Source organism: Ruegeria sp. BK1, from assembly GCF_056535645.1.
Map to the genome: position 1 here is coordinate 1,347,615 of NZ_JBQFIS010000001.1, position 16,639 is coordinate 1,364,253.

Annotated in this window: 15 protein-coding genes; 8 read left to right on the forward strand and 7 right to left on the reverse strand. The window is 60.4% G+C overall.

Annotated elements, in window-relative coordinates; translation table 11 throughout:
- Nucleotides 1–142: 142 nt before the first annotated feature.
- Complete coding sequence (locus ACR3E7_RS06735; RefSeq protein WP_480502519.1) at nt 143–832, forward strand: M48 family metallopeptidase; 690 nt, start codon at nt 143–145, stop codon at nt 830–832.
- Between the two features lie 71 nt (nt 833–903).
- Here the strand turns inward: ACR3E7_RS06735 and ACR3E7_RS06740 are convergent, their stop codons facing one another.
- The 4 genes from ACR3E7_RS06740 to ACR3E7_RS06755 are packed head-to-tail and all read right to left on the reverse strand — an operon-like array spanning nt 904 to nt 5,730.
- Entirely contained in the window at nt 904–1,446 is a 543-nt protein-coding gene (locus ACR3E7_RS06740) for an RSP_2648 family PIN domain-containing protein (protein ID WP_480502520.1), read from the reverse strand.
- Nucleotides 1,443–2,645 (reverse strand): RSP_2647 family RNA methyltransferase, encoded by a 1,203-nt coding sequence (locus tag ACR3E7_RS06745; RefSeq protein ID WP_480502521.1) that lies wholly within the window; start codon nt 2,643–2,645, stop codon nt 1,443–1,445. Before ACR3E7_RS06745 ends, ACR3E7_RS06740 begins: the two co-directional genes overlap by 4 nt.
- A 39-nt stretch (nt 2,646–2,684) precedes the next feature.
- The gene (locus ACR3E7_RS06750; protein ID WP_480502522.1) at nt 2,685–2,954 is read right to left on the reverse strand and encodes a hypothetical protein; all 270 of its coding nucleotides are present in this window, start codon (nt 2,952–2,954) and stop codon (nt 2,685–2,687) included.
- A complete protein-coding gene (locus ACR3E7_RS06755; protein ID WP_480502523.1) occupies nt 2,941–5,730 on the reverse strand; it encodes a [protein-PII] uridylyltransferase family protein in 2,790 nt (929 codons plus the stop codon). The genes ACR3E7_RS06750 and ACR3E7_RS06755 overlap by 14 nt, the downstream gene beginning before the upstream one ends.
- A 186-nt stretch (nt 5,731–5,916) precedes the next feature.
- Here ACR3E7_RS06755 and ACR3E7_RS06760 point away from each other — a divergent pair, with 186 nt between their 5' ends.
- The 5 genes from ACR3E7_RS06760 to ACR3E7_RS06780 all read left to right on the forward strand — a co-directional run bounded on the left by ACR3E7_RS06760 (nt 5,917) and on the right by ACR3E7_RS06780 (nt 9,738).
- A complete protein-coding gene (locus ACR3E7_RS06760; RefSeq protein ID WP_480502524.1) occupies nt 5,917–6,339 on the forward strand; it encodes a DUF2852 domain-containing protein in 423 nt (140 codons plus the stop codon).
- 66 nt (nt 6,340–6,405) lie between these two features.
- A complete protein-coding gene (locus ACR3E7_RS06765; RefSeq protein ID WP_170774546.1) occupies nt 6,406–6,837 on the forward strand; it encodes an RDD family protein in 432 nt (143 codons plus the stop codon).
- 78 nt (nt 6,838–6,915) lie between these two features.
- A complete protein-coding gene (locus ACR3E7_RS06770) occupies nt 6,916–7,740 on the forward strand; it encodes an arginyltransferase (RefSeq protein ID WP_170788758.1) in 825 nt (274 codons plus the stop codon).
- Between the two features lie 6 nt (nt 7,741–7,746).
- Nucleotides 7,747–8,136 carry a VOC family protein gene (locus tag ACR3E7_RS06775; RefSeq protein WP_170788759.1) on the forward strand — a complete coding sequence of 130 codons (390 nt, stop codon included), beginning with the start codon at nt 7,747–7,749 and terminating at the stop codon, nt 8,134–8,136.
- A gap of 243 nt (nt 8,137–8,379) precedes the next feature.
- Nucleotides 8,380–9,738 (forward strand): dicarboxylate/amino acid:cation symporter, encoded by a 1,359-nt coding sequence (locus tag ACR3E7_RS06780; protein ID WP_480502525.1) that lies wholly within the window; start codon nt 8,380–8,382, stop codon nt 9,736–9,738.
- 56 nt (nt 9,739–9,794) lie between these two features.
- Here ACR3E7_RS06780 and ACR3E7_RS06785 read toward each other — a convergent pair whose 3' ends face one another.
- The 3 genes from ACR3E7_RS06785 to ACR3E7_RS06795 all read right to left on the reverse strand — a co-directional run bounded on the left by ACR3E7_RS06785 (nt 9,795) and on the right by ACR3E7_RS06795 (nt 14,298).
- Entirely contained in the window at nt 9,795–12,149 is a 2,355-nt protein-coding gene (locus ACR3E7_RS06785; protein WP_480502526.1) for a TRAP transporter large permease, read from the reverse strand.
- Nucleotides 12,150–12,166: 17 nt separating this feature from the next.
- Nucleotides 12,167–13,093 carry a TRAP transporter small permease subunit gene (locus ACR3E7_RS06790; protein ID WP_480502527.1) on the reverse strand — a complete coding sequence of 309 codons (927 nt, stop codon included), beginning with the start codon at nt 13,091–13,093 and terminating at the stop codon, nt 12,167–12,169.
- Nucleotides 13,094–13,215: 122 nt separating this feature from the next.
- The gene (locus ACR3E7_RS06795) at nt 13,216–14,298 is read right to left on the reverse strand and encodes a TRAP transporter substrate-binding protein (RefSeq protein ID WP_170774558.1); all 1,083 of its coding nucleotides are present in this window, start codon (nt 14,296–14,298) and stop codon (nt 13,216–13,218) included.
- 247 nt (nt 14,299–14,545) lie between these two features.
- On the opposite strand from ACR3E7_RS06795, the gene ACR3E7_RS06800 reads away from it, so the two are divergent.
- Both ACR3E7_RS06800 and ACR3E7_RS06805 read left to right on the forward strand, forming a co-directional pair.
- On the forward strand, nt 14,546–15,979 hold the full coding sequence (locus ACR3E7_RS06800) for a cache domain-containing protein (RefSeq protein ID WP_170774560.1): 1,434 nt from the start codon (nt 14,546–14,548) through the stop codon (nt 15,977–15,979).
- Complete coding sequence (locus tag ACR3E7_RS06805; protein ID WP_480502528.1) at nt 15,976–16,623, forward strand: response regulator transcription factor; 648 nt, start codon at nt 15,976–15,978, stop codon at nt 16,621–16,623. The genes ACR3E7_RS06800 and ACR3E7_RS06805 overlap by 4 nt, the downstream gene beginning before the upstream one ends.
- The last annotated feature ends 16 nt before the right edge of the window (nt 16,624–16,639 follow it).

Here is a 16,639-nt window from a genome sequence, read left to right on the forward strand (position 1 = left end):
GCAACTCCTCGCGCGGCAAGCAAAGGCTCAGTCGTTTCAGGCGACCTCACCCTAGATTGATGTCACGCGAGCTAGGGCATCGTGATCGTTTCAGCCCCGATTTTTTGTTGCCCTCGCCCCGATCGCCCCCCATATCTGAGGTATGCTGCGATTAACTCCGATCTTGCTGGCGATTGCCTATGCCGTTGTCATGTACCGGATTTCCGTCTGGCGCACCCATCGCGAGTTGGATGCGAAATCTACAGAGTTGGCGGATCCCGCTCTAAAACGCATGACTGACCGATTGGCCGCCGCGCTCGAGATCGAACGTGTGCCGGTTTATATCTATGAGATCGACCCTGTGAATGGGCTGGCCGCACCGGATGGACGGATTTTCGTCACCCGTGGGTTCTATCGCAAGTTCCGCAATGGAGACGTCTCGGCCGAGGAGATGGCCAGCGTGATCGCGCATGAGCTGGGCCATGTGGCCTTGGGTCATGCGCGGCGGCGGATGATTGATTTTTCCGGTCAGAATGCACTGCGGACGGCGTTGATGATGGTGTTGAACCGGTTCATTCCGTTTGTTGGCGCATGGCTCGCTAATATGCTCGCGCATCTGCTGGCCTCGCGCTTGTCACGTGGCGATGAATATGAGGCGGATGAATACGCCGCCGCGTTGTTGACCAAGGCAGGAATTGGGATCGGGCCGCAGAAATCTCTGTTTCACAAGCTTGAGGAACTGACCGAGCAACGCGCAGGTGTCACGCCCGCCTGGTTGATGAGCCATCCCAAGACAGATGAACGAATTGCGGCGCTGGAGGCGTTGGAGCAGCGTTGGGGTGCGGGTGGATAGGTTTCGGCTGTGAGGGGCCAGCCCCTCACACACCCCGGGATATTTTTAGCCAGATGAAGGGCGGATCGGGATTAGGTCGTGAGAGCTTTGCCCAAACGCGGGAGGCGGGCTTTTTTCATTAGCGCGCGCAGGGTCCATTGGTCACCTGAGAGGTGGTTGGCCTGCGTGAGGACTCGGTGGGCGGTATCCGAGAGGCCTTGCGGGTCGGCTTTCCAGAAGCCATGCAGCAGCGTGTCTGGGTCATGGCGGATCAGGCCCTCATCCGACAGGATGTTTCGGGGGAAGTCCTTGGCATTCATAGTGATGATCGCATCTGACGACGAGGTTATGGCGGTGGCCAGAACGTGGATATCGGCGGCATCGGGTAGCCAGAGGCGCTGTTCCACGCCCGGTTGCGCCGCGCGTTCCGCCTTGGGCCAGTGCGATTGTGTCAGGGCAATTTCGGCGCGGGCCTGTACTTCGCCCGTGGGGCCCAGTTTGCGGGCGGCACGGGCCCATTCTTCGAGGATGCGCGCCGACCAGATGGGTTCGAAATGGCCCAGTTTTGCCGCGCCCAGTAGCATCTCTCGCATCACCGTGGGGTAGATGACGCATGTATCCAGAACCGCCCTCACAGCCGGTAGAACACGGCTTTGAGGTAGCCGCTTTCCTCCAGTTGCGGCAGTTGCGGGTGGTCGGGGCCAGCAAAGCCGGTGTGGATCAGTTGCGCCTGCCGCCCGGCCCGGCCGATCCCGCGGGATGAGGCGTCGCGGAAACGACCCAGATCGGCGGCGTGAGAACAGGAACACAGGCCAAGATAACCGCCCGGTTTGACCAGCGGCGCGGCCAGACGCGCGATGCGCTCATAGGCGCGCAGCCCCGCGTCCAGCGCCTGTTTCGAGGGCGCAAAGGCGGGCGGGTCGCAGATCACCACATCGAATTGCGCGGCCTCTTCACCCAATTGGGTCAGAACGTCGAAGGCATCGCCTTGGCGGGTTTGGAACCGGTCGGCACAGCCAGACGCCTGCGCGCCCTGAGTGGCCAGGTCCAGTGCGGCGGCTGAACCATCGACGGACAGCGCTTGCCCCGCTCCGCCTGCCAGCATCGCCAGACCGAACCCGCCCACATGGCTGAACACATCCAGCACCTGCGCGCCGGGTTGAACCAGACGCGCCGCGAAGGCGTGGTTGGGGCGCTGATCATAGAACAGCCCGGTTTTCTGGCCGCCGGTCAGGTCGGCCATATAGGTCGCGCCATTCATAGGCACTGGCAGTGGCGCATCGGGGGCCGTGCCGCGCAGGGTGAGGTTCACATCGTCTAGCCCTTCAAGCCCGCGTGTCCGGCCCGAGGCGTTTTTCAGCACCGTGGTCACGCCGGTCACGGCGACCAGCGCGTCGGTCAGAGTGTCCAGATGCGCTTCGGCCCACGCCGCGTTGGGTTGGATGACGCAGGCGTCACCAAAGCGGTCAATGATCACACCGGGAAAGCCATCGGCTTCAGCGTGGATCAGACGGTAATAGGGCGCGTCGAACAGGCGCTCGCGCATGTCTAGCGCGCGGCGCAGGCGGGTTTCGAACCACGTGGCGTTTAAATCAGCATCCAGATCGCGGTCCAACACGCGGCACATGATCTTGGACTCGGGGTTTACTGCAACCAACGCGATGGGCGCGCGTTTTTCATCCTCTAACACGGCCAAAGCCCCTGCCGGGATTTTGCGGGTGCGGCGGTCGGTGACGATATCATTGGCATAGACCCAGGGGAACCCGTGGCGCAGGCCGCGCGCATTGGCTTTGGGTTTCAGGCGGATACGGGGTCGGTCGGCGGTTTGGGTCATGCCGCCTCTCTTAGTGGCTCCGGCGCGCGGGGAAAAGCCCTAGCGGTTGCGGGATTTCCAGCCGCCCCGGCGTTTGGGTTTTTGTGCTGCCTGCAGCCCCTCGGCCAGCACCTGCGTCATCGGGTGATCCGCCTGCGCCGCGTAGATCGAGTGCAGATCGGTCAGCGCCTGCGTCTGATCCCGATCCACAGGCAGGCTGAGTGCCCAGTCCAGAAAGATGCTACGGCACTCGGGCAAGGTGATGCCCTCCATATTATATGCCTCGCGGATCAGGCCCTTGTGGTCATTGGGGTCGTCACTGCGCGCCATGAGTATCCTCCGAAATAACGCGGCCGATGATCCCGGCGGCGGTGTCGTAACTGTCCTGCAACGCGGCCTGAAGCTGGTCGACCTTTTCAAACCCGGTGGCCCGGCACAGGAAAGCGGTGCCGCCCTCGCCGATTTTGTCGGCCTCGATCACCTTGCCCGACAGCAGCCGGGCCGCGCATTGTACCGACCAGCATAGATCATAGCAGTCCTTCAGCGTTTGCGCCTGCGCGACATTCAGCAGCCCGGCAGCGACCGCGCCATCCAGCCCCGTATGAACATCCCGCTGAGGCAGACCGGACAACAACGCGCCCGTCTCTGCCATCAGTTCGATATCCATCATGCGGCCTGCGCCGTTCTTGGCATCCCAGATACCGGCAGGAGATTTGGCGGCGGCCAGACGGCTGCGCATCTCGGCCACCTCGCGCAGCACATGCGCGGCATCGCGAGGGCGGGCCAGGAATTCGGCGCGGAAGGTTTCGATATCCTGCGCCAGATCAGCATTTCCAGCCACAACGCGGGCGCGGGTCAGGGCCAAGTGTTCCCAGACCCATGCTTCATTCTGCTGGTAGTTAGTGAAACTGGCCCAACTGGTTGCCACCGGCCCCTGATTTCCCGAAGGGCGCAGACGCATGTCGACCTCATAGAGCCGCCCCTGCGACGTGGGCGCAGACAAGGCCGTGATCAGCGCCTGCGTGAAGCGCGCGTAATAGGTTCGTGTCGCCAGCGGGCGCGGACCGTCGGACATGTCCTGATCCAGCGGGTCATAGATCACGATCATATCCAGATCGGATTGCGAATTGATCCGCCCCGCCCCGATCGAGCCCATGCCCAGCACCGCCGCCCCGCGTCCCGGCGCCGGCCCGTGTTTGCGGGCGAATTGCGCGGCCACATGCGGCAAAAGCGCGGCAATCACGGCGCTAGCCAGATCGGCATAGTGCTGCCCGGCCTGCGCCCCGTCGATCAGCCTGCGCAGGTGGTGAACACCAATGCGGAAATGCCATTCCTTGCACCAGCGGCGGGCGAAATCCAGCTGTGTCTCGTAATCCGCCTCTTGCGCCAGCGCCTGCTCCAGATCGGCCTGCAAGGCCGCCTGCCCCGGCCAGTCGTCAAAGAAGCTGCCGCCGATCACCGCGTCAAAAACCGAGGCATTGCGCGAAAGGTGCCCCGCCAGCGCGTGAGATGTCCCTACGATATCGACCAGTAGATCGATCAGATGTGGGTTGGCCTCGAACAGGGAAAACAGTTGCACCCCCGCAGGCAGGCCCGACAGGAACCCGTCGAGCGCCAGCAGCGCTTCATCCGGTTTCGCGGTCTTGGCCAAACGCGCCAGCAATTCGGGTTTCAGCCGTTCGAATATCCGCGCGCCCCGTTGCGATCGCAGCGCCGGATAGGTCGGCCAGCGCGCCATGACGCCTTCGTCAAACGCGACTTCGGGGGTTGGCGCGGGGGCTGCGGCTCCGGGGGCGAAGAAGCCCTCGGTCAACTCATCCACCTCGGTCAGGCGGCGGGTCAGGTCATCGGTCAACTCAGCGCTGTCGATTCCCATCAGGCAGGCGACGCGCTCGATACCTTCCGCAGATTGCGGCACTTTGTGGGTCTGCGCGTCGTGGATCATCTGGATGCGGTGTTCGACGTCGCGATGAGCGCGGTAATGGTCGGTCAGCTTGTCGGCGACCTCTGGCGGCACCCAGCTTTTTTCGGCCAGCGCGGCCAGCCCCGGCACCGTGCCGCGGACGCGCAGGTCGGGGTCACGCCCTCCGGCGATCAATTGGCGGGTCTGGGTGAAGAACTCGATCTCGCGGATGCCACCCTGCCCCAGTTTCATGTCGTGGCCCGGAATGATCAGAGCGCCGCCGGTTCCCTTATTCTCGCGGATGCGCAGGCGCATGTCGTGGGCGTCCTGGATGGCTGCAAAATCCAGATGCCGCCGCCAGACAAAGGGGCGCAACGTATCCAGAAATCGCTGCCCTGCTGCGATGTCCCCTGCACAGGGGCGCGCTTTGATATAGGCGGCACGCTCCCAAGTGCGGCCCAGACTTTCGTAATACCGCTCGGCGGCCTCGGCGGCCATACATACGGGCGTCACCCCCGGATCAGGGCGCAGGCGCAGATCAGTGCGGAACACATAGCCATCGGCGGTTTTGTCGCTGAGCGTGGCGCAGAAGTTCCGCGTGGCACGCACCATGCCATGCCGGGCCTCATAAAAATCATCCGGGTCAAACCGGGTCTCATCGAACAGCACGATCAGGTCGATATCCGAGCTGTAGTTCAGTTCATGCGCGCCCATCTTGCCCATGGCCAGAATGATCATCCCGGCGGCGGTCTCAACGTCGTCCTCGACCATACCGGGCAGTTTACCGCGCCGGATCAGCGCCGCGATCTCGGCCTTGGCGGCCACATCAGCCGCCAGCGCGCCGAAATCCGTCAGCGCAGCGGTGACTTTTTCTAGCGGCCATGCCCCTGCTACATCGGCCAGCGCGGTCAGCAGCGCCATCCGTCGCTTGCCTTGCCGTAAACCGGGCTTCAGTTGATCCGGTGGCAGTGCGCGCGCGGCGGACATTACCTCGGCCAAGGCTTGATCGGGATGGTGCAACGCCTGCGCCAGCCAGTCTTTTTCCTGATCAATCAACCCTTTGAGGTACGGGCTTGAGCCTGCAACGCCGGCAATCAATTCGCCCTGCTGCGGCGTAGCATCGGGGACCGTTGCGCGCGCTTCATCGCCCAAAGCCGGATCGAACGGGCGCGGCATTCGGTGAATTGTCAGAGCGTCGGTCATGCGGCCTCCTGCATCACAATGATCAGAGATGGCCTGATTTCAAAGGCTTGCACAAGTGGAAACTAGCCTTGTGCGACACCAGCTCCGAGTAGATGTAAAACATTTTTACATTTCCCCCTTGCAACCCGTTATGCAGCTCCCATCTATTCAATGTGAAAGCGATTTACATAAACCCGGAGACACCACATGACCGCACTATCCGACCCCGCCGTCCCTTCGAATCCGGGATGGTTGCACCGTATCGAGGCCTGGCTGGACGACAAAGGCAAAGGCGCCTGGATCGCCGCAATGGTGCTTGGTTTCATCTTCTTCTGGCCCGTGGGCCTTGCCCTTTTGGCCTATATGATCTGGAGCAAACGCATGTTCAGCAAATCCTGTAGCCGTCGCAAATCCTGGAACAGCCACATGAGCGCCATGAAACCTTCGGGCAACAGCGCGTTCGACGCCTACAAGTCCGACACTCTGGCGCGACTGGAACGTGAACAGAAAGAATTTGAAGCCTTCCTGCGCCGTTTGCGCGAAGCCAAGGACAAGGCCGAGTTCGACCAGTTCATGGATGAACGCGCCCGCGAAAACCGCGACGACGCCAAAACCGGCGCGACAGCCTGATCCGACCTTGCCCTGCCCCGGATTTCGGGACAGGGTGATCCTATTCAACGACGCGGATATCCCTATATGACCCATCTACCCGATCCCGATCGCCAGCCGGAATTCTATCAATCGGTGGCGACTAAACGCTTTGTTGCCTGGCTGTTCGATATCGCGCTGATTTCGCTGCTGTGTATCGTGCCGGTCTTCCTGACCCTTGGCGCGGGGCTGTTTTTCCTGCCGCTGATCTACGGCGTCATCAGCTTTGTTTACCGCGTGGTCACTATCACCAACGGGTCGGCCACGCTGGGCATGCGCTTTATGGGGATCGAGCTGCGCGACGCATTCGGCGCGCGGATGGATCTGGGCAAAGCGGTGGCCCACACGGCGGGGTATTTCGTTAGCATGGCATTCTTTGTCGTGCAGATCGTTTCGGTCATCATGATGCTGACCAGCGCACGCTGTCAGGGCCTGACGGATTCGTTCCTTGGAACAGTAATGATCAACCAGCGCGCATAAGACAAACAGGGCCGCGTGAATCACTTGGCGGTTCCGGGATCGGTTGTTATCATCCGACCCAGGAAACACGGAACGTTCATGCGACACACGCTGCCCATTGCGCCACAATTCTATGTGACGGCCCCACAGCCTTGCCCTTATCTTGAGGGCAAGATGGAGCGGAAACTGTTCACCGCCCTGCAAGGTGAAGGCGCGGACCAGTTGAACAATTCCCTTTCACAACAAGGGTTTCGGCGGTCTCAGAACGTGCTCTACCGTCCCTCTTGCGCCGATTGCGCGGCCTGTTTGTCGGCACGGATCGACGTGTCGGCCTTCAAACCCCGCAAAAGCCAGAAACGCGCAGCCAAGCGCAACGCCTATTTGCAGCGCAAGGCGAACTCGCCCTGGGCCACAGATGAGCAGTATGAGCTGTTCCGCCGTTATCTGGACACCCGCCATTCAGATGGTGGCATGGCCGATATGGACGTGTTCGAATTCGCCGCGATGATCGAGGAAACGCCGATCCGGTCGCGCGTCGTAGAATACGCTGACCCAAACTCGCATGAGCTGATCGCTGTCAGCCTGACCGATGTACTCGATGACGGGCTGAGCATGGTCTATTCCTTTTACGACCCACATCAGCCGCAGAATTCCCTTGGGACATATATGATCCTCGACCATATCGACATCGCACGCGAAGCCGGTTTGCCCTATGTCTATCTGGGCTATTGGGTGCCGGGCAGCCCCAAGATGGGCTACAAGGCCCGTTTCTCGGGGTTGGAGGTCTATATTCGGGGCGAATGGACACGCGTCAGTGATCCCTCCGACCTTGCAGCTGCAGGACATCATCCGCTGTCCACCGCTCCGATTGCCGAGCAGGTCGCCAATATCCAACTGCCCGACCGTCACCCCACCAAAGGCTGATCCCCCATGCGGCAAAGCTTGCACGCGGTCACACTGGTCGTGCCCGGCTATGATGAGGCGATTGCATTCTATACCCAAACCCTGTCCTTTTCGCTGTTGCAGGATATCGACCTGGGCGGAGGCAAGCGATGGGTGCGTGTCGCCCCTGCGGGATCCGAGCTGGGCTCGCTTTTACTGGCGCAGGCCGACGGGCCGGAACAAGCGGCGGCGATTGGCAACCAGACCGGCGGCCGGGTTGGTTTTTTCCTGCAAACCGATGATTTTCAACGCGACTACACCGCCATGAAAGCGGCCGGCGTGACGTTCGAGGAAACTCCGCGTCATGAACCTTATGGAACCGTCGCGGTCTGGCGTGACCCGTTTGGAAATCGCTGGGATTTGATTGAGTTCATCTAGGGCGTGGTGCGGTATTTCGACTGCCTCAGGGCAGATCAGACAGAAAAGATGAAGAATTATTAATCATCTAAATGGCGACTTCCCTACGCCCAGCGATTGAATCCTTACCCTACGTCACCAAGTAATCCTGACCCTCAGCCGTTCGACCCCGTTTAGATCCGCACGGCTGGGCTTCAATGACATAGCCCGTGATGCAACAGGTTCCCGACCTGCGGGTTTGGCTTTGGTAAAGGGAGACGGACAATGACTCATGCTATTCGACGGCTGCTTGCGGCCAACCTGACAACGCAAATCCTGATGGCCCTTGTACTTGGCTCAGCCCTTGGACTGGCCCTGAACTATTGGCAAATCCCGTTCCTTCAGGAGCATATGGTCAATGGCCTGTTCACCATGGTCGGTCAGATGTTCCTGAACGGGCTGCAAATGCTGGTCGTGCCGCTAGTGGTGTTTTCCCTACTGTGCGGCGTGGTTGGGATTGGTGATCTCAAGGTGTTGGGCCGCGTAGGCGGGCTGACCTTTGTCACCTATCTGGCGACTACGGCGCTGGCGGTGATGACGGCGCTGGTGTTCGCCAACATCATCAATCCCGGCATGGGATTTGACAGCCTGCATATGGCCAGCGCGGATGTGTCCGTCGCAACGCAGGATACTGCGTGGCAGATACTGGCAAACATCATCCCCAAGAACCCGGTTCAGGCGCTGGCCAATGGCGAAATGCTGCAAATCATCTTCTACGTGATCGTTGTCGGTATCGCCGTGCTGATGATCGGCAGCCGCGCCAAAACTTTTGTCGAGGGTTGCACCTTCATGAACGAACTGGCGATGAAAATCGTCGAGATCGTGATGGCCTTTGCCCCGATCGGTGTCTTTTGCCTGATCGCCAAGACCTTCGCGGTCGAAGGGTTCAGCCTGTTCGCTCCGGTCATCGGGTACCTGACGACCATCAGCCTCACGCTGGTCTTTCACCTCTGCGTGACGCTGATGGTGCTGCTTTATGTGTGCACCGGTCTCAGCCCGCGCGCGTTTCTGCGCAAGATGCGCTCGGCGCAGGTATTTGCCTTCTCGACCTCAAGCTCAAACGCGACGATCCCGGCCTCGATGCAATGCGTGACGCAGCGCATCGGTGTCGACCGCTCGGTTGCTTCGTTCGGCATCCCGTTGGGCGCGACGATCAACATGGACGGCACCGCGATCATGCATGGGGTGGCAACCGTGTTCCTGGCCAATGCCTATGGGATTGATCTGGGGCTGGGTGGCTATATGACCATCATCTCGATCTCGGTTCTGGCATCCATCGGAACGGCAGGCGTTCCCGGCGTGGGGATTGTGATGCTGGCAATGGTTCTGAACCAGCTGGGTATGCCACTGGACGGGATCGCCATCATCCTCGCCGTTGACCGGATCATCGACATGATGCGGACGGTGGTGAACATCACCGGCGACGCGGTTGTCACCACCATCGTTGCGCAGCGTGTCGGCAAGCTGGACCGGGCGGTCTTCAATGACCCCGATGCTGGGACGCAGACCCCCGCCACGCTGGATATCGACCACGAGGCCGAAGCTGCTTTTGCGGAACTGACGCGTCCAAAGGCAAAAGCCTGAACAAAAAAGACCGGAGGCCACAGGGCCTCCGGTCTGTCATTCTTCTGTCGGCCTGATCAGTTCGGGATCAGATCCGGCACGATGGTCACGATGGACGGGAAGAACCACAGGATGGCGATTCCCACCACCTGGATCAGCACGAAGGGCACGATCCCGCGATAGATATGGCCCGTCGTAACTTCTTTCGGAGCAACACCGCGCAAGTAGAACAGCGCGAACCCGAAAGGTGGCGTCAGGAACGAAGTTTGCAGGTTCACCGCCACCATGATCGTCACCCATTTCGGATCGAACGACCCGCCATAGATCACCGGACCCACAATGGGGATCACGATGTAGATGATCTCGAGGAAGTCCAGCACGAAGCCCAGAATGAACAGCACCAGCATCACGATCAGGAAGACCGTAAACTCGTTGTCAAAACTGCGCAGGAACTGCTGGATATAGTGTTCCCCCCCGAACGAGATCACCACAAGGTTCAGCAACTGCGAGCCGATCAGGATGGTAAAGACCATCGAGGTCACCTTGGCCGTCTCGCGCACCACGGGCGTCAGAACCCCGCTGGTGAACAAGACCCAGCAACCAAACAGCAGGCCGAACAGGGCAAACAGGTAGGCGCCATAGGCCACGATGAAGGCAATCCAGGTCTCGACGCTGACATCGCTCTGGTTGATGCGCAGATCGAAGTTCACGCCCATCAGCAAGGCCACGATCACGGCCAAAGTCGCCCAGATGATCACCTTGGCCGAGCGGCCCTGATCCTGCAGCTTGCGGTAAGCGGCCAGCATGATCGCCCCGCCTGCCCCCAGCGCCGCAGCGGGCGTCGGGTTAGTCACACCACCCAGGATCGAGCCCAGAACCGCGATGATCAGAACCAGCGGCGGGAAGACCACACGGATCAGATCATTGGTCGCACAGCGCGCGGCGGCCTCTTTGCAGCCATAGATGGCCAGCGCAAACGGCACCGCCAGCAGCACAAAGGTCACACCCGAGGACGTGGTCGGAGCGATGAACAGCACATCGAACAACAGCATCAGCAACAGGCCGATGGCCCCTACGATCAGCGGCTGCGCCGGCTTCGATGGCGCGATGCCGCGACCCATGACCAGCGTCAGACCCAGCAGCACGACCATGACGGCCACACCGGTGCCGATCGGCGCAGCCGAAGCGATCTTGGCTTGCTGCGCAGCGGCCAGTTCCTCTTCGCTTAGGCGGGTTGACTCGGCGGCCCCACCTGCGGCGTCGATGGCCTCTTGCTCGGCTACGGCCTGATCCCAGGCCAGTTGCCCATGCAGGTCGATCATCGAGGCTTTGCATTCCTCAGACACGTTCGTGCGCAGCGATGCGCCCTCACCGATATCCGAGAAAGCCGAGACGCCGATATTCTGGCTTCCGACAACACCAGCACTGCTCAGAACCATCATGCCCACGATCAGCGCAACCGGTGCACTCAGCAACCAGGTCAGACCTTCGGCACGGGTGATCGGCTCACCACTACCGCCTGACATTTCAACGGCCGGGGCCTTTTCCGGATTCAGCAGCGCATAGCCAAAGGCATAAAGCGCATACAGCAGCGCCAGCATGATCCCCGGCAGCAAGGCAGCCTGAAACAATGTCCCAACCGAGACCACAGCGGGCTCACCCAGATAGGTCAGCGCGTCTGTACAACCCGCATCCTGCGCGCGGGTTTCCTGCGCGGTCGAATACAGGTCTCCTGCCAGTGTCCCCAGCAGAACGATCACGATTGAGGGCGGAATGATCTGTCCCAGCGTTCCCGAGGCCGCGATCACACCGGTCGCCAGTTCCGGCGAGTAGTTGTTGCGCAGCATGGTTGGCAGCGCCAGCAGGCCCATCGTCACCACGGTCGCACCCACGATCCCGGTCGAGGCCGCAAGAAACGCCCCCACAACCACAATCGACACAGCCAGACCACCGGGCAGCGGGCCAAAGACACGCGCCATCGTGGTCAGCAGATCGTTTGCGATCTTCGAGCGTTCCAGCGTGATACCCATCAGGACGAACATCAGAACGGCCAGCAGGGTTTCAATCGACTGACCGGCCAGCACGCGTTCGTTCATACGGTTCACGATGAATGACACATTGCGGTCCAGCGCGGTTTCCCAGCCCTGCACAAAGACCGGTTCGGCGATCCTTGGTAGGTCCGGGAAGCGGAACACTGATACCGTTTCTGGTTTGACCCCCGAATTGACGAGGTCCCGGTACGCTTGGGAGCCGGTATCAATTGCCTGGTGGATCAGCAGCCCCGCACTGTCCAGCGCAGCGATGATCCCGAAGGAAATGATCCCTGCCCCGCCGATAGCAAATGCCACCGGAAAACCGGATAGGATGCCTCCGAAAAGGCAGAAGAATACGATAATGAGGCCTATCTCGACGCCATCAAGTCCGAATAGCATAGTCTTGGTCTCCGTCCTTAATGCGTGCCTTCGAAGGCTTCTTCACCCTCACCAAGGCTGTCCTTGTCGAGGTATTTTCCAGTGCTCTCGGGCCCTTCCGAGTATTCCAGGAACGAGCGGTAGAGAAATGCGATGGCGTGCAGGAACACCATGGCCGCAAATGCCACCAGCAGGATCTTGAACAGGAAGTAGGCGTTGAACCCGTTGGGGCTGAAGCCGATGGTTTCCACGTTCCAGCGCAGCGCGCGGGATTTGGCGACCAGACGGTCCAACGTATCACTGGCCGAGGGTTTCGGCACGATCAGGTGTCGCCACATGAAGTACCAGCCATACATCCAGGTCAGCACGGCCATGGGCATCATGAACAGAACCGCCCCGCACATATCGACCACACGCTTAGCCCGGTGGCTGATCCCGGCGTAGATCAGGTCAACGCGTACATGCCCGCCCTGAACGAAAGTGTAGGTGCAGCACAGGCAGACAACCATGGCGTTATAAAGTTTAAGTTCTTCCGCGAACCAACTGATATCTTGCGTAAACGGGATACCCAGGCCAAAGGACATATCGGGCCGAGTAAAGACCCGCTGCATGAACACGATGACGATCTGCTGGATCACCATCAGCAAGCCGGCCCAGGCGAAAAAGCGGCCGGTTGTGTTGGCGAAACCCTCAAGGACCCGCACCATTCCCCACATGAAGTTGCGGTAATACAGTCCAACTGCGGTCAGAACCAAAAAGAAGGTAAAGACCACAAAGAAGAACTCGACCGAACCGCCGTAATAGACAAAACGCATGATCGACGCCTTGTCCGACCAATCCAGCCAGAGTTGCGGATGCGTGATGGCATATCCGAAATTATAGAAAGCTTCGGCAATGTTCTGAATGAGCCATAGCAGCCCATTCCACAGGGCGCCGAAGAACGAGATACCGTTATCGTCCTGCATGTTGTCCCCAGGTCGCGTCAGTTGCACGAGGTGTTATCGCGGGCTTGTCCAAGCCCGGCACGTGCAACGGGAAAGGTTTCCCCGCACAGGGCGGGGAAACCATTTGGTCGTGAGTAGGTTGCTTAGCCGCGAACGCGGTCGCGCTGCGTGGTGTAGGCACCCGAGGACAGGTTCTGCCACGCCGAAGATGCTGCCATCGACGACATTGCGCTGTCGTGGATTTTCTTGAATAGCTCGTCGCCCATGTTTTCGTCCAGAACTTCCTGGCTGGCCTGACCGAAGGCATCCCAGACGCTGTCGGGGAATTCCAGAACCTTCACGCCACCCGACTGCAGGCGCTGCAGCGCCGCGCCGTTGTTGGCCAGGAATTGCGCCAGGTTCCACTGGTGTGCTTCACCAGCTGCGATCTCGATGATCTTCTGCTGTGCAGGTGTCAGTTCGTCGAACACGTCGCGGTTCGTTGCCAGCGACAGACCTGCGCCCGGCTCGTGGAAGCCCGCGGTGTAGTATGTCTTGGTGATTTCCTGGAAACCGGCTTTTTCGTCCGCCCAGGGGCCAATCCACTCGGTGCCGTCAATCGCACCCGAGGACAGCGCCTGATACACTTCCGAGCCCGGAATGTTCTGAACCGATGCGCCCAGCTTGCCCAGCGCCTGACCACCCAGACCCGGCATACGGAACTTCAGACCTTGGAAATCCTCGGGGCCGTTGATCTCTTTCGAGTACCAGCCACCTGCCTGCGCACCGGTGTTACCCGCCAGGAAGGATTTCAGGCCGAAGATCGAACCCAGCTCGTCATGCAGCTCCATGCCGCCATCATGGTAGTACCAGTTCACAAGTTCCTGCGCGGTCATGCCGAAGGGCACGGCAGTGAAGAACGCATAGCCCGGATGCTGACCTACAAAGTAATAGTCGGCAGCGTGATACATGTCGGCCTGACCGGACGACACCGCGTCAAACACTTCGAAGGCACCAACCAGTTCGCCAGCGGCCTTGATTTCGACATTCAGGCTGCCGTCGGACATAGTGTTGATGCTGTCGGCACAACGTTGCGCGCTGTCGAACACGCCCGCCAGACCGCGACCCCACGAGGTCACCATGGTCAGGGTGCGTTTGCCCTGTGCATAAGCCGGAGCTGCCAGCGTGGTGGCGGCAGCGGCCGAGCCGCCCAGTGCAGATGTTTTTAGAAATGAACGACGATCCATATGAGTGTTCCTCCCCTACATAGTCCAATCCCCCGAACTTTGCGGGGGCAGTCGTTTTCAGTGCGGCCAGCCTAATGACGGGAATTTGAATGTGAATACCTACTACTACGTAGGATTGCCGGTTTTTGAGGTGGGTGCGGGACAAAACCGGTAAATCTGGGGCCCATTTTCCGGCGAAACGGGCGACGTCACGATCGCAGACCCAAAGATTTTGCATTTTGACGCCTGCTTGCGTAACGATTCGACCATGAGGGGAATCCGCAATCTGATCTCGCTGACCTATGGCCAGAAACTGTCGCTTGTGGCGGCCATTCCTCTGTTGGTGGCCGTGGCAGCGATTGCATTCTTCGTCACCTACGAGGCCCGCGCCACCGCCGAGCGTGAAATTCAGGCGCTGGAACGTCGCCTGATCGAAGCCAAGAAAGAAGAGCTGCGCAACTACGTCACGCAGGCCCGCAACGGGTTCGCCTATATCTACGGCCGCGCCTCGACCGACGACAATGTGGCTCAGAATCTGGTCACGCAGATTCTGTCGGCCATGATCTACGGCAAGGATGGGTTCTTCTTTGTCTATGATTACGACGGCAACAATCTGGTCAGCCCGCGTCAGACCCAGTTCATCAACCGCAACTGGGAAGGTCTGACCGATAGCGACGGCACCCCGATTGTGGACGAGTTCATCCGCCTCGCCCGGCAGGGGGCTGGTTGGCACAGTTTCATGTGGCAAAAACCGTCGACCGGGGAAGAGGCGCAGATGATCGCCTATGTGGTTGGTCTTCAGGATTGGCGATGGGCCGTGGGCACAGGGGTCTTCATCGACGATATCGTCGCCACCGTCGCCAATGCCCGCGCCGAGGTCGAAGCCCGCGTGCAGCGCACCTTTGCCTATATCGGCGGTATCGTTCTGGCCGCCGTTCTGATCGTGTTTGCCTCGGGCATGTTACTGAATTTCCGCGAACGCAGGCTGGCGGATGCCAAGCTGAAAGAGCTGACTCAACGCGTGTTTGACGCGCAAGAGGAAGAGCGCGGACGGGTGGCCCGTGAGCTCCATGACGGGATCAGCCAGATCCTGGTCGGTGTGCGCTATGCGCTGGACAATGCCCGCCGCCGGCTGACGCGCGGCGATGACGCAGGCGCGCGCGACCCGCTGGACAAAGGGATCGACCATCTGGGCACCGCGATTACCGAGGTCCGCCGCATCAGCCGTGACCTGCGCCCCGGCGTGCTGGACGATCTGGGTTTGGGCCCTGCCCTTAAGGCACTAACCGATGATTTCCGCGAGCGTACGGGGATCGAGACCGAGTTCTCGACCGTCGTGTTTCGCAACCGTCTGGATCAGGACAGCAAGATCGCACTCTACCGTATCGCGCAGGAGGCGCTGACCAATATCGAGCGACATTCCGGCGCAACCAGCGTCACCATCGACCTGCGCGGCCACAAAAAGGGCGCGACCATGCGGATCACCGACAATGGCCGCGGTTTGCGCAGCGCACCCAGCGATGGCAGTGCCGGGATCGGGCTGCGCAACATGCAGGAACGGATCGAACAACTTGACGGATCGCTGCGCATTCTGTCATCACGCGGCCCACGCAGCGGAACGGTGATCGAGGTCAGCCTACCTCTCAGCCACTTGCTGCCGCCGCAGGAAGACGCAACCCCAAACCGAAAGGCCGGAACATGAGCGACACCACGATCCGGGTTCTGATCGTCGATGACCATCCAATGGTTGCCGAGGGGATCCAGTCGATATTGGAAAGCTATGACGAGATCGAGGTGGTCGGCACTCTGGGTAGCGGGCAGGATGCGGTCGATCAGGTGGCTGGGTTGCAGCCGGATGTCATTCTGATGGACCTCAATATGCCCGGCCTCGGTGGCCTCAGCGCGACCGAGATCATTCTCGAACGTCTGCCAGAAACGCGCATCCTGATCCTGTCGATGCATGATAGCCCGGAATATATCTCGACGGCGCTCAGCCACGGGGCCAAAGGCTATGTCCTCAAAGATGTCCCCACAGATGAAATCAAGCAGGCCATCGACGCTGTCATGCGTGGCGAGCAATATCTGTGCACCGGTGCCAGCGGCTCTCTTGAGCCCAAGGGCGACAACACGCGTGAGGCCCTGACCGGGCGCGAACAAACGATCCTGCTGGAACTCGCACAGGGCAAGTCCAACAAAGAGGTCGCTCACACACTGGACATCTCGGTCCGTACGGTCGAGACACATCGCAAGAACATCAAACGCAAGCTGGGGATATCCTCGACCGCCGGTCTGACCCGCTATGCGCTGGAACACGGCGTCTTGCAGGGCACCAGCCCAGGGTTCTGACCGCAGCGCGGCACGC